Origin of the sequence: Oerskovia enterophila, assembly GCF_044748475.1 — a bacterium.
GTDB lineage: Bacteria > Actinomycetota > Actinomycetes > Actinomycetales > Cellulomonadaceae > Oerskovia > Oerskovia enterophila.
In genome coordinates this window covers 657,209-678,231 of record NZ_JBIVFZ010000004.1, presented here as the reverse complement: position 1 = coordinate 678,231, position 21,023 = coordinate 657,209, and the positions used below count along the sequence as shown (strand labels likewise).

General features: G+C 73.5%; 18 protein-coding genes. 8 read left to right on the top strand and 10 right to left on the bottom strand.

Features of this window, described 5'->3' with window-relative positions:
* Nucleotides 1–57: 57 nt before the first annotated feature.
* From ACIPWA_RS15850 to ACIPWA_RS15825, 6 genes are all read right to left on the bottom strand, one after another.
* On the bottom strand, nucleotides 58–381 hold the full coding sequence (locus ACIPWA_RS15850) for a transcriptional regulator (protein ID WP_400291532.1): 324 nt from the start codon (nucleotides 379–381) through the stop codon (nucleotides 58–60).
* On the bottom strand, nucleotides 378–830 hold the full coding sequence (locus ACIPWA_RS15845; RefSeq protein WP_157257689.1) for a hypothetical protein: 453 nt from the start codon (nucleotides 828–830) through the stop codon (nucleotides 378–380). The genes ACIPWA_RS15850 and ACIPWA_RS15845 overlap by 4 nt, the downstream gene beginning before the upstream one ends.
* A 202-nt stretch (nucleotides 831–1,032) precedes the next feature.
* Entirely contained in the window at nucleotides 1,033–2,970 is a 1,938-nt protein-coding gene (locus tag ACIPWA_RS15840) for a hypothetical protein (RefSeq protein WP_400291530.1), read from the bottom strand.
* Between the two features lie 166 nt (nucleotides 2,971–3,136).
* Nucleotides 3,137–3,664 carry an O-acetyl-ADP-ribose deacetylase gene (locus ACIPWA_RS15835; RefSeq protein ID WP_400291528.1) on the bottom strand — a complete coding sequence of 176 codons (528 nt, stop codon included), beginning with the start codon at nucleotides 3,662–3,664 and terminating at the stop codon, nucleotides 3,137–3,139.
* A 118-nt stretch (nucleotides 3,665–3,782) separates the two neighbouring features.
* Entirely contained in the window at nucleotides 3,783–4,556 is a 774-nt protein-coding gene (locus tag ACIPWA_RS15830) for an SDR family oxidoreductase (RefSeq protein WP_400291526.1), read from the bottom strand.
* A 143-nt stretch (nucleotides 4,557–4,699) separates the two neighbouring features.
* On the bottom strand, nucleotides 4,700–9,592 hold the full coding sequence (locus ACIPWA_RS15825) for a DUF3418 domain-containing protein (protein ID WP_400291525.1): 4,893 nt from the start codon (nucleotides 9,590–9,592) through the stop codon (nucleotides 4,700–4,702).
* 133 nt (nucleotides 9,593–9,725) lie between these two features.
* Here ACIPWA_RS15825 and ACIPWA_RS15820 point away from each other — a divergent pair, with 133 nt between their 5' ends.
* Complete coding sequence (locus ACIPWA_RS15820; protein ID WP_400291623.1) at nucleotides 9,726–10,388, top strand: GAP family protein; 663 nt, start codon at nucleotides 9,726–9,728, stop codon at nucleotides 10,386–10,388.
* A 116-nt stretch (nucleotides 10,389–10,504) separates the two neighbouring features.
* Nucleotides 10,505–11,344 (top strand): DUF427 domain-containing protein, encoded by an 840-nt coding sequence (locus ACIPWA_RS15815; RefSeq protein WP_400291523.1) that lies wholly within the window; start codon nucleotides 10,505–10,507, stop codon nucleotides 11,342–11,344.
* A 30-nt stretch (nucleotides 11,345–11,374) separates the two neighbouring features.
* Here ACIPWA_RS15815 and ACIPWA_RS15810 read toward each other — a convergent pair whose 3' ends face one another.
* Nucleotides 11,375–12,250: a hypothetical protein gene (locus ACIPWA_RS15810; RefSeq protein WP_400291522.1), complete on the bottom strand. Its 876-nt coding sequence runs from the start codon at nucleotides 12,248–12,250 to the stop codon at nucleotides 11,375–11,377.
* 119 nt (nucleotides 12,251–12,369) lie between these two features.
* Here ACIPWA_RS15810 and ACIPWA_RS15805 point away from each other — a divergent pair, with 119 nt between their 5' ends.
* From ACIPWA_RS15805 to ACIPWA_RS15790, 4 genes are read left to right on the top strand one after another with little or no spacing between them, the layout of a single operon-like run.
* Nucleotides 12,370–13,284, top strand: coding sequence for an ATP-binding cassette domain-containing protein (locus ACIPWA_RS15805; RefSeq protein WP_400291520.1), 915 nt, complete (start codon nucleotides 12,370–12,372; stop codon nucleotides 13,282–13,284).
* Nucleotides 13,281–14,000, top strand: coding sequence for a hypothetical protein (locus ACIPWA_RS15800; RefSeq protein WP_400291518.1), 720 nt, complete (start codon nucleotides 13,281–13,283; stop codon nucleotides 13,998–14,000). The genes ACIPWA_RS15805 and ACIPWA_RS15800 overlap by 4 nt, the downstream gene beginning before the upstream one ends.
* A 13-nt stretch (nucleotides 14,001–14,013) precedes the next feature.
* On the top strand, nucleotides 14,014–15,051 hold the full coding sequence (locus tag ACIPWA_RS15795; protein ID WP_400291516.1) for a sensor histidine kinase: 1,038 nt from the start codon (nucleotides 14,014–14,016) through the stop codon (nucleotides 15,049–15,051).
* Entirely contained in the window at nucleotides 15,042–15,713 is a 672-nt protein-coding gene (locus tag ACIPWA_RS15790; RefSeq protein ID WP_400291514.1) for a response regulator, read from the top strand. The genes ACIPWA_RS15795 and ACIPWA_RS15790 overlap by 10 nt, the downstream gene beginning before the upstream one ends.
* Here ACIPWA_RS15790 and ACIPWA_RS15785 read toward each other — a convergent pair.
* From ACIPWA_RS15785 to ACIPWA_RS15775, 3 genes are all read right to left on the bottom strand, one after another.
* Nucleotides 15,710–16,714, bottom strand: coding sequence for a cyclase family protein (locus ACIPWA_RS15785; protein WP_400291512.1), 1,005 nt, complete (start codon nucleotides 16,712–16,714; stop codon nucleotides 15,710–15,712). The two genes, ACIPWA_RS15790 and ACIPWA_RS15785, sit on opposite strands and share 4 nt — an antisense overlap.
* Nucleotides 16,715–16,808: 94 nt before the next feature.
* Nucleotides 16,809–17,123, bottom strand: a complete 315-nt coding sequence (locus tag ACIPWA_RS15780) for a DUF4190 domain-containing protein (RefSeq protein WP_197487085.1) — start codon at nucleotides 17,121–17,123, stop codon at nucleotides 16,809–16,811.
* A 217-nt stretch (nucleotides 17,124–17,340) separates the two neighbouring features.
* Complete coding sequence (locus tag ACIPWA_RS15775; protein ID WP_056653341.1) at nucleotides 17,341–17,817, bottom strand: hypothetical protein; 477 nt, start codon at nucleotides 17,815–17,817, stop codon at nucleotides 17,341–17,343.
* A 179-nt stretch (nucleotides 17,818–17,996) separates the two neighbouring features.
* Here ACIPWA_RS15775 and ACIPWA_RS15770 point away from each other — a divergent pair, with 179 nt between their 5' ends.
* Both ACIPWA_RS15770 and ACIPWA_RS15765 read left to right on the top strand, forming a co-directional pair.
* On the top strand, nucleotides 17,997–18,611 hold the full coding sequence (locus tag ACIPWA_RS15770; protein ID WP_400291510.1) for a 1-acyl-sn-glycerol-3-phosphate acyltransferase: 615 nt from the start codon (nucleotides 17,997–17,999) through the stop codon (nucleotides 18,609–18,611).
* Between the two features lie 91 nt (nucleotides 18,612–18,702).
* A complete protein-coding gene (locus tag ACIPWA_RS15765) occupies nucleotides 18,703–21,015 on the top strand; it encodes a hypothetical protein (protein ID WP_400291508.1) in 2,313 nt (770 codons plus the stop codon).
* Nucleotides 21,016–21,023: the final 8 nt, after the last annotated feature.

Here is a 21,023-nt window from a genome sequence, read left to right as displayed (position 1 = left end):
TGGAGCGCGCTCCGGTCGAGGGGCCTGTGCACGGCTCCTGTCCACAGGTCCTGTGGATCAGGCGTCGGCGACCGGAGGGAGCTGCTGCTCGGCGATCGCGCGCAGCGCCTGGAGGTGGCTGGTCAACGCGGCCCGGCCCGCAGCGGTGAGGGCCGCCCAGGTCCGCGGTCGACGGCCGACGCGGTCCTTGCTGATCTCGACGTAGCCGGCCTCCTCGAGCACCGTGAGCTGCTTGGAGAGAGCCGAGTCGGACACCTCGATCGCGTCGCGCAGGGACTTGAAGTCGGCCTTCTCGACCCCGGCGAGCGCCGCGACGACCGAGAGGCGGACGGGCGAGTGGATGACGTCGTCGAGCCGGTGGCGGGGGTGAGCCTCGGTCATGCTGCCTGCTCCTCGCGGCGCGGCCAGAGGGCGACGACGACCATCGGTACGGCGGAGACCAGTGCCGCGGGCAGCCAGTAGGCGAGGTTGCCCGCCTGGCCGGGGAGGCCGATGACGAGCGTCGCGCCGTAGACGACGGCCCATGCCGCCGGGGCCACGGCGAGGCGCCGGCGCGACCCCCGTGCCAGGAAGCCCTGACGCGACGCCCAGGTCACGCCGATCGTGACCAGCGCTGCCCAGGCCGCCATGCCGACGAAGAACCCGACCCGCCCGCCCATGCCGATCGCGAGCACGAGGCCGACGCTGCCCAGCCCCCATCCCAGGAGGTAGGTCCGGACCCAGCGGGCGCCGCGCAGCCGGGTCAGGCGGGTGCTGGACTCCGCGTGGGCGAGCACCGCGGCGGCTTCCTGGGGGGTCGGGGCGGCGGAAGCGAGTGCGTCGTGGCTCATGGATCCATCGAAGCATCTACTTTCCCACTTGGCAAGTACACGTCCGTTCGGCAACCTGTTGTGCCGCCCCCGTCCGGTGACGTAGAGCGAGGGCGGCGGGAGCCGCGTCCAGGTCATGGACACGGCCCCGCCACCCTCGAGATGCGCGGCGTCACCGTCGACTGTGAAGGCGCCGCGCGGGATCGCGCTGGTCAGCCGGTACTCAGATGGTGAGCCGGCGGCGCAGTCCCAGTCCGACGCCGAACACTCCGGCGAGCAGGCCGCCGCCCACGACAGCCGAGGCGCCCAGCGAGAGCTTGCCCGCGGGGCTGTTCTCGACGTCCGACTTCATCTTGGCCGTGCCGTCCGAGATCTCGACGGTCCCGTCGGCGAGCGTTCCGGCGCCGTCCGCGAGCGTCGAGCTGCCCTCGGCGAGGTCGCCCGCACCGTCGGCCAGCGTCGTGGTCCCGGCGTGCAGCGTGCCCGCGCCCTCGGCGAGCGCGGCGTTGCCCGCGGCGAGCGTCGTGGCGCCGTTCGACAGCGTCGTGATGCCGGTGTGCAGCGAGAGCGAGCCGTCCTCGAGCTTGGTCGTGCCCGCGAAGAGGTCACGGGCGCCCGTGGCGAGCTTGGCGTTGCCCGCGGCGAGCGTCGTGGCGCCGGTCGCGAGCTTCTGCGATCCCTTTGCCGCGTCGGTCGCACCGACCGAGACCTCAGCCGCACCCGGGGCGAGGGCGCCGAGTCCGGTGTTGATCTCGGTCGCGCCTCCCGCGGCCTTGACGATGCCCGGGGCGAGCTCGTCGAGACCGACCTTGATCTTCGTCGCGCCGGTGGCAGCATCCTGGGCGCCGGTGGCGACACGCTGTGAGCCGGCCTGGACTCGTGCGGCCCCGGTCGAGAGATCGCCCAGGCCGGTGGACAGCTGTGCGGCCCCATCGGCGACCTTCTTGGCCCCGATGCTCAGCGAGCTGACGCCCTGATCGAGCTGGGCGCTCCCGGACCTGACGTCAGCGGAACCCGCCACCAGGGCACGGGCTCCGTTCACGAGCCCCTTCTCGGCCGCGAGGCCACCGTGGAGCTGGGCTGTCCCGGTGGCGACCGCCGCTGCCCCGTCCTCGACCGACGACGCTGCTGTCGAGAGCCCCCCGGCAGTGCCCGCAAGGCGATCGAGCTCTGCCTTGAAGGGCGAGTCCGACGGCACCGAAGCGGCCAGTGCGGCGATGTCGCCCGCGAGGTCAGCGGCACCAGCCTCCACGGAAGCGGCCCCTGCGGCTGTCCCTGCTGCCCCCTCCTTGAGTGCCTTCGCAGAACCCGCGGCCTGGTCCAGCCCTGTGGAGAGGGTGCTCGCGCCGTCGTGAAGGCGTGAGGCGCCGGCAGCAAGGGAGGAAGTTCCCCCGGCAAGAGCATTCACGCCGTCGGAGACGTCGCGGGCCCCGGAGGCCAGCGTGCCGCTCTTCGTGGCCGCTCCCGCGGCGCCGGTCGAGAGATCCGACGCCCCGAGTGCGAGTTCTGCCGCTCCGGGGGCGAGCTCGCTCGTCAGCTTGCTGCTCAGGACTCCGGACCCGGAGTGCAGCTGGGCTGCGCCGGGGGCGAGCCTGGTGGTGAGGCCTGTGCTGAGGTCGGTCGACCCCGCGTACAGCCGCGCTGCACCGTCCGCCACCTTGGCGGCGCCGGGGGCGAGTCGCCCGGTGAGGCCTGCGTCGAGCTCCTTGGCGCCCGCGGCCAGCTTGTTCGCTCCGGTGGACGCGTCGGCCGCTCCGGGGGCGAGCTTCGCCGCGCCGGCGTTGAGCTCATCGGCGCCCGCAGCGAGCTGTGCGGCACCGTCGAGCGCGGTGACCCCGCCGGCCGCGAGCTGCTCGGCGCCGCTCGAGGCCTGGGTCGCACCCGCGGAGAGGGTCTTCGCCCCGTCCTCGAGTGCCTTCGAGCCGTCGGCGACCTTGCCCGCGCCGCCCTCGGCGCGGGTCGCGCCGTCGGCCAGCTCGGCTGCGCCCGCTTCGAGACGTGAGGCTCCGTCGTCGAGGCGCGTGGCGCCGTCGGCCACCTTGCCGTTGAAGACGAGGAGATAGGCGACGAGCACGACGACGGCGAGCGCCAACGCGACCAGGGCGCCGATGGTCAGGGCTGAGTGCGCGCGCGAAGGGCGCGGGAGAGCGTGGGTTGTCATGTGCGAGGGTCCTCTCGTGGCCGGCCTCGTTGCCGGTCTGATCACGGAGCGCCCATCACCTTGGTGCGACTCCGAGTATCAGGTAAATCACCGTCGACGCTAGCAACGGCGGAGAGGAGGAGGAAAGCAAGTATCTGATACTTCGAAAATCACAAGTTGGTAAAGGTCACGCAGGTGCGGCGAGCGCGTCCTCGAACGCACCGAGCAGTCGCTGGGTGAACAGCACGAACCGCACGGCCTCGATGCCCCGGTCTCCCTCGGCTTCCCACGCGCGCACCGCGTGCACCGCGACCCGCGCGACCTCGTGCGCGTCCCACCCGTAGACGCCCGCGCTCACGGCCGGGAACGCGACCGTGCGGGCCCCGAGCCCTGCGGCCACGTCGAGGGACGTCGTGAAGCACGAGGCGAGGAGGGCCGGATCGGTCTGGCCGCGGTGCCGGTCCGGGCCGACCGTGTGAACGACCCACCGTGCCGGCAGGTCGAAGCCCGGCGTCGCGACGGCCCCGCCCACGGGCAGGCCGTCGGGCAGGGTCGTCCGTCGCAGCTCGCGGCACGCGGCGAGCAACCGGGGGCCCGCCGCGGCGTGGATCGCGCCGTCGACCCCTCCTCCGCCCAGCAGCGACGAGTTCGCAGCGTTGACGATCACGTCGACGTCGACCGTCGTGATGTCTCCGAGCTCTGCGGTGAGGCGCATGCCTTCCATGCTCGCGCACGTCGCGCGCGCCCGCCCTCGCCCGGACGTGCAGGAGGCGGCCCGACGGCGGTACGCACGTTCCGCCGTCGGACCGCCTCCTCGAGGTGAGCCGGTCAGGTCACCAGACCTTGTCGCTCCGGAAGACCACGTCCGAACCGCCGTCGACGAAGACGACCTGTCCGCACATGTGGCTGTTCTCCGGGGAGACGAGGAAGCGCAGGAGGTAGGCCGGGACCTCGGGGCCCATGATGCCGCCGAGCGGCATGGGGACGACGGCCTCGACGGCCTTGGTCGACTCGTCGGTCGAGAGCATCTCGCGGGTCATGCCCGTCTGGACGATCCCGGGGCCGATCGCGTTGAGCGGGATGCCTGCCCCGGCCCAGTCGGCGGTCGGCGCGGCGCGGCGCAGCCAGTGCGCGACCGCGGCCTTGCTGCTGCCGTAGATGATGTCGCCCGTCCCGGCCTCGGTGAGCTCGGCGGCTCGGGCCAGGGCCGCGGCCTCGTCGCCCTCGAGGGTCAGGTCGACGAGCCGGTCGTCGACGGGCAGGAGGCTCGCCATCGAGCACGTGACCGCGGCGCGGGGTGCGTCCGACCCGGCGAGGAGCGGGCGCAGGCCGTCGAGGGTCGCGACCGCACCGAAGTAGTTGACCGCGAGCGTCGCGGGGCTGCCGTTCGACAGCCCGGCGTTCGCCACGACCGCGTCGATCGTGCCGCCGCTGAGCGCGGTGACCTTCTCGACGAGCTCGGCCCGGCCCGCGTCGGTCGTCAGGTCGACCGTGACGTCGGCGTCGCGCAGGTCGACCCCGATGACGCGATGGCCGTCGGCCTCCAGCAGACCCTTCAGAGCCCTGCCGATGCCCGAGGCGGAGCCGGTGACGACGACGGTGCGCATGATGCCCTCCAGAGCAGCTGGTGCGGCCAGTCCCATGTCCTGGCCGTCTCCTTCAGGCTAGGCCGCGAAACTGTGGAGAACGGGCGTTCGGGACCTCCGACCGAGGGGTCGTGACGAAGGTCCCGAACACCTGCGGCCGCCGTCTACCACCCGCCCGGCGCGAGCACCTTCCGGATGCGCTTCTCGCTCACGGGGCCGTCGGTCCCGAGCTGCTGCGCGAACAGCGAGACCCGGAACTCCTCGATGAGCCAGCGGGCCTCGTCGAGCTCGGCCAGGCGAGCCGGGTCGGCGGGCCCGGCGGCGTAGGCCGCGCGTGCCTTGCTGTACGCCTCCTCGACGTCGTGCACGCGCCAGGCGAGCTCGGCGTCGCGGTGCGGGTTGGTCGCGGCCTTCTCGATCCGGTACGACGCCGCACGCAGGTAGCGGGTCAGGTGCGGCAGGCGGTGGGCCGGGGTCTGCGACACGAAGCCCGCGTGGACGAGCCCTGCGACCTGGTCGCGCACGTCCTGGAGCGTGTTGAGCAGCGCGAGGCTGTTGGCCGACCGGATCTCGCCGTCCAGGTTCCGTGCTGCCGTGAGCGCCGCGACGACGTGCCCGACGATCTGGTGCACCTCGTTCTCGAGGTGCCGCTTCACGAGCTCGCGCGCAGCGGTGTACGAGTCAGCACTCCGAATCTGTACGGCATCGGGCAGCGGCCCGTACTGCGAAGCCTTGGTTCCGGAGGTCAGCGCCATGACGGCCGCGAGCTGCAGGTCGGCGACGAGCGCCTCGGTGTTCCGGTACGGGCTCGCGGCCATGGTCAGCGACTGCGTCCCGGTCCAGCGGCTCGTGATGCGAGGGGTCTGGAGCGCGGTCTCCCCGAGCAGCAGGCGCCGGACGCCGCGCGCGTGCGCACGGTCCTGGGTCGAGCGGTCGGCGAGCACGCGGAGCGCGACGCTGGGCTTGCCCTTGGGGTCGACCTCTTCGACGAGCGCGGGGTACCCCCGCACGACCATGCCGCCCCCGGCGGGCGTCGACACGACCTCGGGCAGCACGCCGTCGGGAAGCCCCGTGGGCCACGTGGTGAGCCCGGTCGCCTCGTCGACGACCACGGAGGCCACGCCGCTGTCGGGCCCGGCGTCCGAAGCACCGTCACCCCTTGAGCCCCCTCCAGGGCGGCCCGCGGAAGGCGACCCGGAAACGGAGGAGGGTGAGGCGGGATCGATGGCGAAGGTCGTGGTGGGCCTGGCAGGGGTCTGCGAGGAACGAGCAGACCCGGGAAGACCGAGCGTCGATCCCGCCTCGCCCTCCGCCCCCCTCCCCGCGTCCGCCCCAGCAGCAGCCTCACGCAACGCCGCTCCGACGGCCCCCTTGACCGCCGCCCGCACCGCCGCCTGCGCCTGGGGTGCGAGGCGCCGCTGGAGCGAGACGAGGTCGTTGGACTCGTCGAGCACGACCTCGCCGCCGCGGCGCTCCTCGATGACGCGGAACGTCATGCGCAGGTGTGCGGGCAGGCGTTCGGTGCGGGCGTCGTCCCAGGCGTCGTCGGGGATGACGACGTCGCGCAGGGCGCGGACCGCGCGCGTGAACGCGACGTGGAAGGGCTCGGCCATGTCGCCCGCGCGGGTGATGTCCTCCCAGGCCGGGGTGTTCTCGCGGAGCCAGGCGACGACGTCGCGCGCGACGTCGGGGGCGGGGACGAGCTGGACGCGCACGGGCTTGGGCAGCGAGCGGATGGTCGCGGTCGCGAGCTCGTCGAGGAGGCCCGGGACCATCCAGTCGAAGCCGTCGGGGACGACGCGGTTCAGGACGCTGATGGGGATGTGCACGGTCACGCCGTCGGCGTCCGTGCCGGGCTGGAACTGGTAGGTGAGGGGCAGCGTGAGGTCGCCCTGGGCCCAGGTCTCGGGGAAGAGGGAGGTGTCGACGGACTCGGCGTCGGGCACGAGCTGTTCGAGCGTGAACGTGAGCAGGTCGGGGTCGCGGCGCCGGGCAGACTTCCACCAGGTGTCGAAGTGGCGCGCGGAGACGACGTCCTCGGGGATGCGCTCGTCGTAGAACGCGAAGAGCACGTCGTCGTCGACCACGAGGCCGCGCTGGCGCGAGCGCGCCTCGAGCTCCTCGGCCTCCTCGAGCAGGCGACGGTTCTCGTGGAAGAACTGGTGGTGCGTGGTCCACTCGCCCTGGACCAGGGCGTGGCGGATGAACATCTCGCGCGCGGCCTCGGGGTCGACCTTGCCGTAGAGGACGGTGCGGTCGGCCACGATGGGCACGCCGTAGAGCAGGACCTTCTCCTTGGCCTGCGCGGCGCCCTGCTTGGTGGACCAGTGCGGCTCGGAGTAGGTGCGCTTGACGAGGTGCGCGGCGAGCTCCTCGGCCCACTCGGGCTGGATCTTGGCGACGTCGCGGCCCCACAGGCGGCTGGTCTCGACGAGCTCGCCGGCCATGACCCATACGGGCGGCTTCTTGGACAGGGGCGAGCCGGGGAAGATCGCGAAGCGTGCGCCGCGCGCGCCGAGGTACTCGTTGCGGGCCTGCTTCTTGGCCCGCTTCATGGCGAGCTCCTTCTGCGGGCCGCGCAGGTGCGCGACGGACGAGGCCTTGACCTCGGTGGCCTCCTGCATGCCGATCTGGGAGAGGAGCCCGGCGAGGAGCGCCTGGTGGATGGTGTCGTCGTCCCAGGTCAGGCGGTGCTCGACGGGCTGGTCGGTCGCCTCGGCGATCGTGGTGCCCGACGACGCCGCTCCCCTCCCGGAGGTCGCGTCGCCCCGGGTGCGTGGTGTGTAGGACATGTCGATGCCGAGCGGCTTGCTCATCTCGCGCAGCTGCGCGACGACGTCCTGCCACTCGCGCACGCGCAGGAAGTTGATGTACTCGGCCTTGCACAGGCGCCGGAACGCCGACGACGAGAGCTCGCGCTGCTGCTCGCGCACGTACTCCCACAGGTTGAGGTAGGTGAGGAAGTCGGAGCGGGGGTCCGCGAAGCGGGCGTGGAGCTGGTCGGCCTGGGCGCGGAACTCGGCGGGGCGTTCGCGCGGGTCCTGGATGGACATCACGGCCGCGATGATCGCGACGTCGCGCGCCACGCCGCGGCGCGAGCCCTCCCAGATCATGCGGGCCAGGCGCGGGTCCATGGGGAGCTGGGCGAGGACGCGGCCGACCTCGGTGAGGCGCGTGACGGCGCGGCCGGGCTGTGCGTCCTTGGCGGCTTCGCTGCGACCGGCAGGCTCCGCCACGGTCTCGAGGGCGCCGAGCTCGGTCAGGAGCTGCACGCCGTCGCGGATCGAGCGCGTGTCCGGGGGCTCGACGAACGGGAAGCGCGCGACGTCGTCGGGCGAGGAGACGACGCCCACCGAGATCATCTGCAGCAGGACCGACGCGAGCGAGGTGCGCAGGATCTCCGGCTCGGTGAACTCGGGGCGGGAGAGGAAGTCCTCCTCGGAGTACAGGCGGATCGCGATGCCGTCCGCGACACGGCCCGAGCGCCCCGAGCGCTGGTTGGCGCTGGCCTGCGCGACGGGCTCGATCGGCAGGCGCTGCACCTTGGTCGCCTTGGAGTAGCGCGAGATGCGGGCCGTGCCGGGGTCGACGACGTAGTGGATGCCGGGGACCGTCAGCGACGTCTCGGCGACGTTGGTCGCGAGCACGACGCGGCGCGAGGAGTGCGCCTGGAACACGCGGTGCTGCTCGGCCGAGGACAGGCGCGCGTAGAGCGGCAGGATCTCGACGAAGTCGGGGCGCTTGGCGTCGCGCGTGCGCTCGCCCAGGCGGGACTCGAGGGCGTCGGCCGTGTCGTGGATCTCGCGCTCGCCGGACAGGAAGACCAGGACGTCGCCCGGCCCCTCGGCCATGAGCTCCTCGACCGCGTCGACGATGCCCGTGACGAGGTCCTTCTCCTGCCCGGCGGCCCCCTTGGCGGCGCCCCGCTTGGTCTTGCCCGTCTCGGGGTCGACGTCGGGGCTCAGCGGCCGGTACCGGATCTCGACGGGGTAGGTGCGACCCGTGACCTCGATGACGGGGGCCGTCGCGGGGAGGTGAGCGGCGCCGTCGGGCCCGTCGTCCATGGACCCGTTGTCAGAGGTGCCCAGGTCCCCCGCCCGGTCTGCTTCTGACAGCTCGTCGGCCGTGAGCGGCGGGAGCGGGCCGCCCGGCGCGAAGTGCCGCGCGAACCGCTGCGAGTCGATCGTCGCCGACGTGATGATGACCTTGAGGTCGGGGCGCTGCGGGAGGAGCCGCGTGAGGTACCCGAGCAGGAAGTCGATGTTGAGCGAGCGCTCGTGCGCCTCGTCGATGATGAGCGTGTCGTACGCCAGGAGCTGCGGGTCCCGCTGGATCTGCGCGAGCAGGATCCCGTCGGTCATGACCTTGACGAGCGTCTGGTCGCTCGACTGGTCGGTGAACCGGACCTGGTAGCCGACGATCTCGCCGAGCGGCGTGCCGATCTCCTCGGCGATCCTCTCCGCGACCGTGCGCGCCGCGATCCGTCGGGGCTGCGTGTGCCCGATCTGGCCCTTCCGGCCTCGGCCGAGCTCGAGCGCGATCTTGGGGAGCTGCGTCGTCTTGCCCGAGCCCGTCTCGCCCGCAACGATCACGACCTGGTTCTCCGCGATGGCCTTCGCGATGTCCTCGCGCCGCGCGGAGACGGGCAGCTGCTCGGGATAGGTGATGGGCGGCACGACGACCTGTGCGCGCCGCTCGGCGGCCCGCGCGAGCTGGGCGGGGCTCACCTGCTGGCGGCGGGTCCCGCGCTGGTTGCCGCGCGTCGAGGTGCCCGACGTCGGACGCTCGCCCCGTGCGTTCCTGTCGCCCTCGGGCGTCTTCTCGGCGCGGGCGCGGCCGGCGTCCCGGCGGGGGGCGGAGCCCGTGCGACCGGCGGCCTCGTCGGCTTGCTCGGGGGCGGGGTTCTGCTCGCTGACCTGGGGCTTCGCCCGTCCGCGTCCTCCGCGTCGGCGGCGTGGGCTCGAGCCCGTGCGCGGCTCGCGTCCCGCCTCGCCCGTGGGGGCGCTCGCAGGGCTGTCCACGGCGGGCCGTGCGGGGCCGTGCGGTTCGGTGCTCACGACCAACCATTCTCTCAAGCGGTCGCAACTTCAATTGCCCCGGACGCCGTCGGGCACGTGCCGTGGCGAGGAGGACCGGCCCGGCGCGCCCGCTCGTGGGAAGGCGTGGCGCTACGGTGACGACGTGAACTCCATGGCCGAGGTCGTCGGCGCCGCACTTCCCCTCGCAGTGGCCGTCGCGCTCAGCCCGCTGCCGATCATCGCCCTCGCGCTGCTCCTGACGTCGGACCGGGGGCGCGCCTCGGGCGTGACCTTCGTCGTGGGCCGGCTGCTCACGCTCGCGGCCCTGCTCGGCGTGGTCGTCGCGGCGTCGGACGTCGTCGAGCACCTCCTGGGGTCGAGCGAGCTCCCGGCGTGGGTGCGGATCGTCCTGGGGGCCGCGCTCATGGTGCTCGGCCTCACGCAGTGGCGCCCCAAGCCCGAGGGCGAGGTGGCGAGCCTCCCCGGCTGGCTGGCATCGATCGCGGACGCCACCCCCGCGCGTGGCTTCGGCGTCGGTGCGCTGGTCACGGTCGCCAACCCCAAGGAGCTCGCGTTCGTGCTCGCCGCGGGCGTCTCGGTGGGCGGAGCGGCGCTCGGGTTCGTGCAGGAGGTCGTGGTCGTGCTGGCGTTCGTCCTGGTGGGCGGGCTGTCGGTCGTGGTGCCGCTCGTCGCGACGCTCGTGGCCCCCGCCCGCGTCGTGCCGTGGCTCGACCGCCTGCGGGAGTGGCTGACCGCCAACACGTCGCTCGTCATGGGGGTGCTGCTGCTCGTGATCGGGGCGACGGTCCTGGGGAACGCGATCGGGGAGCTGTAGGGGCTCGGTCGGACGGCCCCGTCCCGGGGGCCATTGCAGCCGGCAGGCCCGGGGATGGCAGCCGCTCGGCCTCCCGGGGGATTGCAGCCGCTCGGCGTCGGGCGCACGCTGGGGGCATGGCCACGTCCTGGGTCGACAGGTGGCAGCTCGATCTCGATCGGCTGCGCTGGTACCCCGCGGCCCAGGAGATCCGCGCGGTGCGCCGGGAGGACCCGACCACGCTCGTGCTCCGCTCGATCACCGCGCGCCTGGTCTGGGAGCCGTGGCGCCTGCTCCCGGTCTACGCGGTCCCCGCAGCTGACCTCCGCGTACCCCTCGTCGAGGGCGAGCACCAGGAGGGGCAGGTGAGGCACGGGCTGATCCCGCACCCGCTGCACTTCGAACGGCACACGTGCGCAGGCACCGAGCTGTGGTTCGCAGGACCGGACGGCGTCCCCGAGCCCAGCACGTCGGCGACGTTCTTCCGTCCCGACGACGAGGACCTCGCGGGCCACGTCCTGGTCGACTTCCAGGCGTACGACTGGTTCGCCGAGGACCAGCCCCTCGCGGCCCACCCGCGCGACCCCTTCAAGCGGGTCGACGTCGTGCCCAGCTCGCGCCACGTCGTCGTGTCGCTCGGCGGCCTGCTGCTCGCGGACAGCTCGCGGGCCATGGCGCTCACCGAGACCTACCTGCCGCTGCGGTGGTACGTCCCGCGCGAGGACGTGCAGTGGGACGCGCTGACGCCGAGCACGACGACGAGCGACTGCGCCTACAAGGGGCACGCCCGCTACTGGTCGCTCGCGTCGGGCGACCCCGACGGCGCGGACATCGGCTGGAGCTACGAGGCCCCGCTCTCCGACGGCGAGAAGGTGCGCGGGTACGTCGCCTTCTGGTGCGAGCGCACCGACCTCACGCTCGACGGCACCCAGATGCCGCGCCCCGAGAGCCTGTTCTTCCCCCGCGGGAGACGCTGAGCGCAGTGCGACGCGCGTCGACCGGGACGCTCAGCCGACCCGGACGCTCAGGACGAGCTGCTCGCCGACGTCGAGCCGCACGTCCGAGAGCGTGACGCCCGGCGGCAGCGAGGACGCGAGGTCGATGCGCTTGCCGTCGACCTGCTCGAGCTTCCCGCGGACGGCCAGCAGGAGCGCCGCGACGACCGGGTTGCGGCTCGTCGCCCCGATGTTGCTCAGCGTGAGGACCATGGCCTGGTCGATCTCGGCGGTCGCGGTGATCTGGGCGCTCGCGGACAGGAAGCCCTTGCGGATCTTCGCGGACGCCACGATCGACGCCGCGCGGGGCCCACGGGACGCGAGGTCCACGTCGAGGGCCGTGAGCGTGAAGCCCTGGTCCGCGAGGGCCTTGGTCGCAAGCTCGCGGACCGTGGTGACGAGCGCGTCGCGGCTCGCTGCGGCACGCAGGTGACCGCTCACGGGGTGCTCGGTGCTCTGGCCGGACTCCTCGATCGAGAGCGAGCCGTCGGCACCCTCGACCCAGGAGAAGCGCAGGTCGCGGATCTCGGCGTCGAGGTCGACCGCGACGCCGGCGACCGTGACGGGATGCCCCTGGGCGCGGATCGTCCGCGCGACGGCCTTCTCGCGCCCGACGACGTGCTCGACGTTCTCGGCCGGGTCAGGAGCGTCGGCGGCACCCATCGCGCGGACGACGAGGCCCGTCACGTCGACGTCGAGGCTCTGGACGTCCGGGCTGCCGGGGACGGTCGCGGCGTCGATGCGGACGCGGTCCAGGCCGGAGGCGTGGGGCCCGAGGTTCCTGGTCATGACCTCGCGCAGGCGCTCGGCGAGCGCAGGGCCCGTGTCCGGGCGCGGGGCGCGACCGAAGGGGAGGACGTCGTGGGCGGGGCTCAGGTCGTCGGACATGCCCCGAGCCTATGACGAGGGTGACGCGGGCAGACGGATCGGCGTGCAGGGCGCCCGGAGTCCCAGGGTCCTCACTTTCGTCGGTACCGCACCTCACGAGGCCCGACGACGATGGAGCCATGATCACCTTCGCCCACGCGATGAAGCGCTACGGCCCCACCACGGCCCTCGACGACCTCACCGTCACGGTCCTACCCGGTCGGGTCACGGGCCTCCTCGGTCCCAACGGCGCGGGCAAGTCCACAGCCCTCCGCCTGGCCCTGGGCCTCGACCACGCGACGGCCGGGGACGTCACCGTCCACGGCACCCCGTACCGTGCCCTGCGGCAGCCGCTGCACACCGTCGGCGCGCACGTCGATGCGCGGGCCTTCCACCCCGGGCGCTCCGCCCGGGCCCACCTGACGGCCCTCGCCCGCTACAACAGGATCCCGGCACGCAGGGTCGACGAGGTCCTTGGCCTCGTCGGGCTGAGCGACGTCGCGGGCAAGCGCGCGGGCGGGTTCTCCCTCGGCATGGCCCAGCGGCTCGGCCTCGCGGGTGCGCTGCTGGGCGACCCGGAGGTCGTCCTGCTCGACGAACCCGTCAACGGCCTCGACACGGACGGCGTCCTGTGGCTGCGCGGCCTCCTGCGTGACCTCGCCGACCAGGGTCGCACCGTCCTGCTGTCGAGCCACCTCTTGTCCGAGCTGGAGGTCACCGCCGACCACGTCGTCGTCCTCGGACGCGGTCGCCTCCTGGCAGACGTCCCGATCGCCGACCTCGTGGGACGGGACGCCCCCGTCGTCGTCCGGACCCCGGACGACCCGGCACCTCTGGCGCACGCGCTCGTGGCGAGCGGTCATCACCCGCAGGTCGACGGGCACGCGCTGACCGTGGAGGGCGTCGACGTCGAGCTGGTCGGCGACCTCGCCCACGCGCTCGGCCTCCGCGTGCACCACCTCGCCGCCGCCCCCGTCACGCTCGAGGCCCGCTACCTGGACCTCGTCGCCGACGACGTCCAGTACCGCGCACGTCCCGAGGAGCGCATCGCATGATGGCCGCAGTCCGTGCCGAGTGGGGTCGTACGTGGTCGGTGCGCGCCCCGTGGGTCACCCTGGCCGCTGTCCTGGTCACCGTGCCGCTCGTGGCGACCGTCCTGGCGAACGACGTCGTCCACGCGGTCTCCACCGGTGAGCTCCCGCCCGGCACCTCCACCGCTCCGGCGGAGGCTCTCGGGCCGGCCGTCCAGCTCGGTCTCGTCGTCCTCGCTGCCCTGGCCATGCATCCGGTGACGACCGAGTACGCCACGGGTACCGCCCGGCTCACGTTCCAGGCCGAGCCCCGCCGATGGCTGGTCCTCGCTGCCAAGACGGCGGTCGTCACCCTGACCGCCCTGCTCGCAGGGGTGGCCACGGGCACCGCCGCCACCCTCGCCGTGCGCGCCTACCTCGGGGAGCACGCCGCCCCCGCCCCGGACGGCGCCGTCGCCGAAGCCCTCCGAGCCGGGCTGCGCACCGGCGTCGTCCTCGCGCTCGCCGCCATCCTCACCGCGGCGCTCGCGGCGGTCGTCCGGCATGCGGTCGGTACGCTGGCACTGGCCGCCGCGCTGCTCGCGGGTGTGCTCGTCCTGCCCGACCCGGTCGCACGCTGGACCCCCGCCGGAGCCGCCGCAACGTTCGTCGCGGGAGAGGGCGCGCCCTGGGTCCTGGCCGCGTGGGCGGCCGTCGGGTTCGCCGTCGCTGTGGGGGTGCTCGAACGCCGCGACGCCTGACGGAAGGATCCCCATGCCCTCGCCCCTCGCGCTGCTCGCCACGGCGGTGCTCGTTCTCACCGTCGCGGGCGCGGTCGCGGCAGTCCGCCGCTATCGTTCGCTGGCCCGTGAGCTGCACGCCCGTTCCGTCGCGCAGGCGGCGGCAGCCGAAAGGGCACGCCTCGCGGACGACCTGCACGACGCGCTCGGTCACCGGCTCGCTCGCCTGGCGCTGCGTGCCTCGGCGCTCGCGGTGACGGGCGTCCCGGACGCGGCGGACCTGCGGCGTGAGGCCGACGACGCGGTGCAGGACCTCCACCGTGTCGTCGACGTGCTGCGCGACGACACCCTGGAGCCCGTCGAGGACCTGGTCCGCGCGGCACGCGCGGTGGGGCTCGACGTCACTCTCACCGGCGCCGAGGGTGACGGTGCGGGTGCACCGCTCCTGCGGACCGTCGTGCGGGAGGGCCTCACCAACGCTGTCCGCCACGCGCCCGCCGAGCCGGTCCAGATCGACATCACTCCCCGCGGCGTCACGGTCCTCAACCGTCTCGCAGCCGCCGGGGCGCGGCCGGACGACGGCCGGGAGCCGTTCGGGCTGGACTCTCTCGAGCGACGCGTGCGCGCCGCGGGCGGGATGCTCTCCCACGGTGAGCGCGACGGATCGTTCGTGCTCGTGGTGAGCCTCCCGGCCCGTCCCGTCGCGCCCGACGGTGATCTCCCGCTGCCGCCGTCGGCGCTGCGCGTCTTCGTGCGGCAGGCCCTGCTGCCCGCGGCGGTGGTGGTGACGGGCCTCGTGCTCGCGTACTCGTGGGCGGCGCACGACGCCGTGCTCGACGAGGACGTGTTCGCCGGGATCGTCGTCGGGCAGGAGCGCGCCGCCGTCGAGGCCGAGCTGCCCGAGCGGGAGGCGCCGCTGCGCCCGGTCCGCGCCCCCGCCGCGGAGCCTGGGTGGGACTGCGCGATCTATACGGACGGCAACTTCCCGCTCGCCATGGCCACCCTCCAGATCTGTTTCGACGGCGACGAGGTGGTCCGCACCGTCGACCTGCGGGAGCGCTCGTGGCTCTGAACGGGATCTCCGTCGTGGTGGCCGACGACGACCCGATCGTGCGGGCGAGCGTCTGCACGGTGCTGGCGGCCGACGGGCGGTTCGACGTCGTCGCGCAGGCGGACGACGGTCAGGACGCCGTCGCGGTGGCACGTCGGCATCGGCCGGACGTCGCCCTCCTCGACATCCGCATGGCATCCCGCGAGGACGGCCTCGATGCCGCCGAGGCCCTGCGGGCCCAGCTGCCGACTACTGCTGTCGTGCTGCTGACCACGTTCGGCGAGGACGCGTACGTCGACCGGGCGCTGCGCGTCGGCGTCGCCGGGTTCCTGCTGAAGTCGGGCGACCCCGCGGCGTTGACGGACGGGCTGGCCGCGGCCGCGGCCGGGGGAGCGTGCCTCTCGCCGATCGTCGCGGCGCGGCTCATCCGTCACCTTGCGGGGGGGCTCGGCGCGCGCCCTGTCGACCGTCCTGCCGTCCTCGACAGCCTCACGCCCCGTGAGCGGGACGTGCTCGTCGCGATCGCGCGCGGGCTCTCGAACGCGGAGGTGGCCGCCACGCTCCACCTCACCGAGGGCACGGTCAAGGGCTACGTCAGCGCACTGTTCGACCGGCTGGGCGTGCGCAACCGGGTCGAGGCAGCGGTCCTGGCGCACACCGCGGGGCTCGTCCCCCGGGGCTAGCTGTCCTGACCTGCCAGGTTGTCGACGTGGCGAGGGACCTCCGCGAACGCCCGCACCGGGAACGTCCCGAACCCCTCGACCTTGGGCGGCACGGCGGTGAACCGCGCACCGCGCGGCGGCACGGCACCCAGGTTCGTCAGGTGCTCGACGACGTGGATCCCCGCGCCGAGGAGCAGCGAGTGGGCGGGGCGCGCCCCGCCGGACGTCACGGGGTCCGTGTCGTCGATGTTCAACGAGTCGATCCCGACGAGCGTGACCCCCGCGTCGACGAGGTGCTGTGCGCCGGCCTCGGTGAGGAAGGGCGCGGGCTCCCCGTAGGCCGGTGTGCCGAAGTGCCGGTCCCAGCCGGTCTGGAGCAGCACCGCGGTCCCGGCCAGGTCGCGGTCGAAGAAGACCTCGGCGCCGATCCCGCGACGACCACCCCGCTCGGGGTCGACGACCTCGCTCAGCCGGAACACCTCCGCAGGCAGCCCGACGAGCGACTCCAGCTCGAGCCCGGAGAGGTCGGTCCCGCCCTCGTACCGGTGGAAGGGGCTGTCGAGGTAGGTGCCCGTGTTGCCGATCATGGTCAGGACGTCCATCGCGAACTGGGTCCCGGGCGCGTACTTCGTGATCGAGTCCGCCCGGGTCAGGAACGGCGTGATCGTCGGGGCGGGCAGGCCCGGGTAGGTCACGAGGCCCTCGCGCACGGTGTGGCTCAGGTCGACGAGCCGCGCCGCGCGGCCCGCTCCTTCGCGGGGTACGGCCCCTTCGCCGACCCCAGCGTCACCGACGGCGCGACCGACCCCACGGCTCCCCACGTGCGGTTCCTCGACGAACGTCAGCCCCGTGATCTCGACCGACCCGACCAGTGCGAGGCCCAGGTGGCGGACCAGGAGGCGAGCGACGTCGTCGGGCAGGAGATCGCCCGACGGGACGTCGAGGCGGAAGCCCTCCGTGCGGAGGCTGCCGCCGTTGGCGAAGGTCACGTGGGCGTCGAAGTGCGCGCGCTGCTCGGTCATCACCGGAGTCTCGCACCGCGGGCGGCCCACGGGAAGACGCAGCGAGGCCGCCGCCCCCGGAAGGGGACGACGGCCTCGTGGGCGACCGGGAAGGTCAGTACGTGCTGAGCTCGCCCGACGCGGCCAGCGCGGCGAAGGCGATGATGTAGACGACCCAGCCGATGGCTCCGAGCACCGTGAAGATGATGCTGAGGATCAGGCCCCACTTGGCGAGCTGGTTGTCGAAGCCGGCCTCGCGGGACTTCTTCTTGGCGATCGCGCTGACTACGATGCCCGCGATCGCGAAGACGAACGCCAGGACGAAGCCGACGATGCCGAGCGTCTTGCCCGGGTCCTCGACGGGGGCGCCGTAGTACTGCGGGGCCTGGTCGGACTGCGGGGCCTGCGGGGCGCCGTAGGGAGTGGTCACGGGGGTTTCTCGTTTCTCTCGCGCGCCCGAGCCTTGTCGGGAGCGTGGGGATCGTGGCAAGGAGTGCCACGGGAGTGCGGTGCTCATTGTGGAGGAAAACGGCGCGCCTGCACAGGGGTAATTCTCCCCATGGGGGTGAAAAACGACTCGCGGCTCTGCTCTCGGCAGAGCCGCGGCGGGCTCAGTGCTCGAGGTGGCCGCCGCGTCAGGTGCCGCGTCAGGCCGCTGCGCGGCTCGTCTCGCCCCGGAGGTGGTCGATCGTGTTCTGCACGTCGCGCAGCGTCGAACCGACGTCGGCGCCCTGTGCCACGGTCTTGTCGGCGACGTATCGGACCTGGGCCGAGGCGGCGTCCAGCGCGACCTGGGCGTCGGTGAGGGCGAGGACTGCGCGTCCGTCGCCGAACTCGTCGGTCGCAGCCTGCGCGAGCGCGGCGTTGGCCTCGTCCGTGGCGGCCTGGGCGTTCGCGACGGCGTCCTCCACCTCGAGGCGCAGGCCGGAGGGGAGCGTGGAGAGCTGGGTGCTGGCCTTCTCGAGGTCCTCGCCGATCGAGTCGACCTGACACTGCGTGTCCTCGATGAGCCGGGATACCTCGGCGGCCGATGCGGTCGCGCTCAGCGGCAGCATCATCGCGAGTGCGAGGAAGCTGGCGGCGGCGAGCCGGGCGGCAGGTCCTGATGTCTTCGGCGACGTCATGCCGAGAAGTCTGCCCGGTGAACCTGGGAAAAGACAGGGAGGACATGGAGGGCTCGTGGAGATTTCGCCCACGGCACACGCAGGGGCCGTCCTTCCGGCTCCGGTGAGGCGCCGGCGGGGTCCGCGCGCCCGGGTAGCGTTGCTGCCGTGTCCCACCCCGTAGCCCTCGAGGCAGCCCGATGATCCGCCGCGCGCTGGCGCGCGCCTACTGGGCGGTGAGCCGGTGGACCCTGCGCACCGAGCAGCCCCCGACCGACCGCCCCGGCATCCTCATCGGCGCCCCGCACACCTCGAACTGGGACTTCGTGCTCATGCTCGCGATCTCGGCGAGCGTCGGCGTCAAGGTCCGCTGGCTCGGCAAGCACACGCTGTTCAAGGGCGTCGTGGGACCGTTCGCGCGGGCCCTCGGCGGGATCCCCGTGGACCGGACGGACCCGAGCCGTGTGGTCGACGACATCGTCTCGCGGGTCCGCACGGGCGAGGTCTTCTCGCTCGTCATCACGCCCGAGGGCACACGCAGCAAGGGCGAGTACTGGAAGTCGGGCTTCTACCGGATCGCGCGCGAGACGGGCATGCCCGTGACCCTGGGCTACGTCGACCGCACGACCATGACCGCGGGCCTGGGCCCCACGCTCGACCTCACGGGCGACGTCCGTGCCGACATGGACCTGGTCCGCGCGTTCTACGCAGACAAGGCCGGGTTCGACCCGTCGCGCCGCACCGAGCCGCGCCTGCGCGAGGAGGACCGGCCCGCCCGCGGGGCGAGTGCCGCAGAGGGCGACCCGAGCGTCTGACGGGCGCGGCGCCGTCGGGCCTATCGCGGCTGCTCGCCGCCTCGCTGGTGGCCGACCATCGCCTGTCGGCCCTCGTTGTTACCCTCCCCGCATGAGCCTGCCGCCCACCGGTCCCCACGCCCCTGCCCGCGTCGTCGACTGGTCGGTTCTCCGGCACGCCTACGGGCCCGCCGACGACACGCCCGACCTGCTCGACGGGCTCCGTGGTGACGACTGGAGCGAGGTCGTCAGCGAGCTCTTCGGCTCGATCCTTCACCAGGGCAGCGTCTACCCGGCCACGGTCGCGGCGCTGCCATTCCTCGAGGACGTCGCACGCGACGCGGCGGCGCCGGGCCGGGTTGGCGCCCTCTGGCTCCTGTGCGCGTACGCCGAGTCGATCGCCGCTGGTGCCGGCCGCGTCGAGACCTACTTGCCCGAGGGCACCGATCCGGTCGCCTTCGACGCGGAGACCCGGGCTGCGCGCGACGCCTCGGTCGGCACGCTGATCGTGCTGCTCGACGACCCCGATCCCCAGGTGCGCGCGGAGGCCTACGGATGGGCCGTGCACCTGACAGGCAGCCCGCTCGCGGACACGGTCGCGGGGTCCCTGCGCGACCGGTTCGCGATCGAGGACGAGGCGGTGGTCGCGCTCATGGAGCCCCTGCTGCGGCACGGGGCGTTCGACGACACCGACCTCGCGGTGCTCGCGGCGCGCCACCTGGACGAGGCGGTCTTCGCAGCGGCGTGGTCTTCGGTCGCCTCGGGGCACCCGCTCGACGGAGCGGTCGACCTGCTGGTCCACCTGTGGCCCGATCATGCAGACGGCTACCCCGCGAGCCCCGACGGTACCTCGCTCGAGGTGCTCTCGACGCTCGCGGGTGTGCGCGCGGTCTCGGTCGTGGAAGGCCTCCAGGCGGCCGGAACCGCCATCCTCCCGGAGCTGGCCGACGCGTGGTTTGCGCTCGCCAAGTCCACTCGCGCAGGTGCGGCTCCGGCCCTCGCCGGGCTGCTCGCACTCGTCCCGTCTGCGACGTCTGCCGGGACGGCCGCTCGTCTCGTCGACGCGCTCGTGCAGGTGGTCGCGGCGGTCCCGGAGCGGGAGCGCGAGGTGGCGGACGTCGTCGCGCACCTGGGGGAGCTCGCGTCCCGCGAGGAGGGGGGCGCGGAGGGGGACGTGCTCGCGGCGACCGTTGCGGTCGCGTTGTTCGTCGCGCAGGACGCACGATGGGCCGCCTCGGCAGTGCGGGGGCTTCTCGCGGCCGACGAGCCGAGGGTCGCCACTGACTCTGCGCACATGCCGTTCTCCCGGGCACTGCAGGGCTTCCCTGCCCGACGTCACCCCGTCGTCTGGGCAGCAGACGACGTGCTGCGCGTCGCGCGCGGTGCGTTCGGCGCGTGGCCGGGCGGCGCTGCGGGCTGGGTCGGGCTCCTCGCGAGGCTGCCGGCGACCCAGGCGCTCGTGCACGCGGTCCTGCCCGTCGCTGCGCAGGCTCCACGCCAGGTCGCCGAGCTGCTGGCGCGGACGGCGGTTGCGCATCCTGGGGTGTTCACGGGCGACCTGCGTCCACAGGTGCTCGATGCCTTGGGGACGAGCGAGACCAGCGACGGAGCCTCAGCCGCGTGGCAGGTGACGGCCCGCGCGTTGCTCACCCCGGGTGACGAGCACCTGGCCGGGGCCTTCGCGCAGGCGTGGGAGCTGGGTGGTGGGGACGCGGGCCCCGACGCCGACCTGCTCGCCGTGTGGGCCTCGCGTTCCGCAGAGCTGGTCCACGCCACCTGCTCGAGGCTCCTCGACGGGGCTGCGCGGCGGTCGTTCCCGGGCCGTCGGGCTCAGCTCGTCGCGGCAGGGGTTGTCGCCGGTGCCGCCTCCGTCGGAACCGCCCACGAGGCTCTGCACGGGGCGGGCGCGGACGATGCGCCCTCCGCGGGGAGCGAGGGATCCGAGACCGAGGACCGGGGTGCGTGGCCGACCGTCCGGGCGATCGTGGACGCAGCCGGCCCGCCGCTCGTCGAGGCGATCGAGGTCGGGAACAGGCTCGTGGGCTGTGACCCGCGGCTCCGCGACGAGTGGTCCGCGCTTCTCCACGACATCGCGTGGTCGGGCCGGACGACGTGGTCCGGCCCCGATCCGTGGGCCGGTGCCGTCGCGCTCGACGCCCTCGTCACGGCGGGCTGGACCACGCCGGAGGAGGCGGTGGAGCGCGGGCTCGCGCTCCTGGTCGGGGCCGCAGGCAAGGCCGACCTGCCGCGGGTGGCTCCGTTCGTCGCGCCCGTGCTGCGGGCGGGGATCGCAGCACGGGCGGACCTGGTCGTATCTGTCGCGCAGGTCCTGCTGCCGCTCGTCGAGTCAGACGACCGTTTCGCGACCGACAGCATCGTCGAGGACGAGCGAGCGCTCGCGGCCCTGCGAGGCGTGCTCGCCTGACGTCCCGC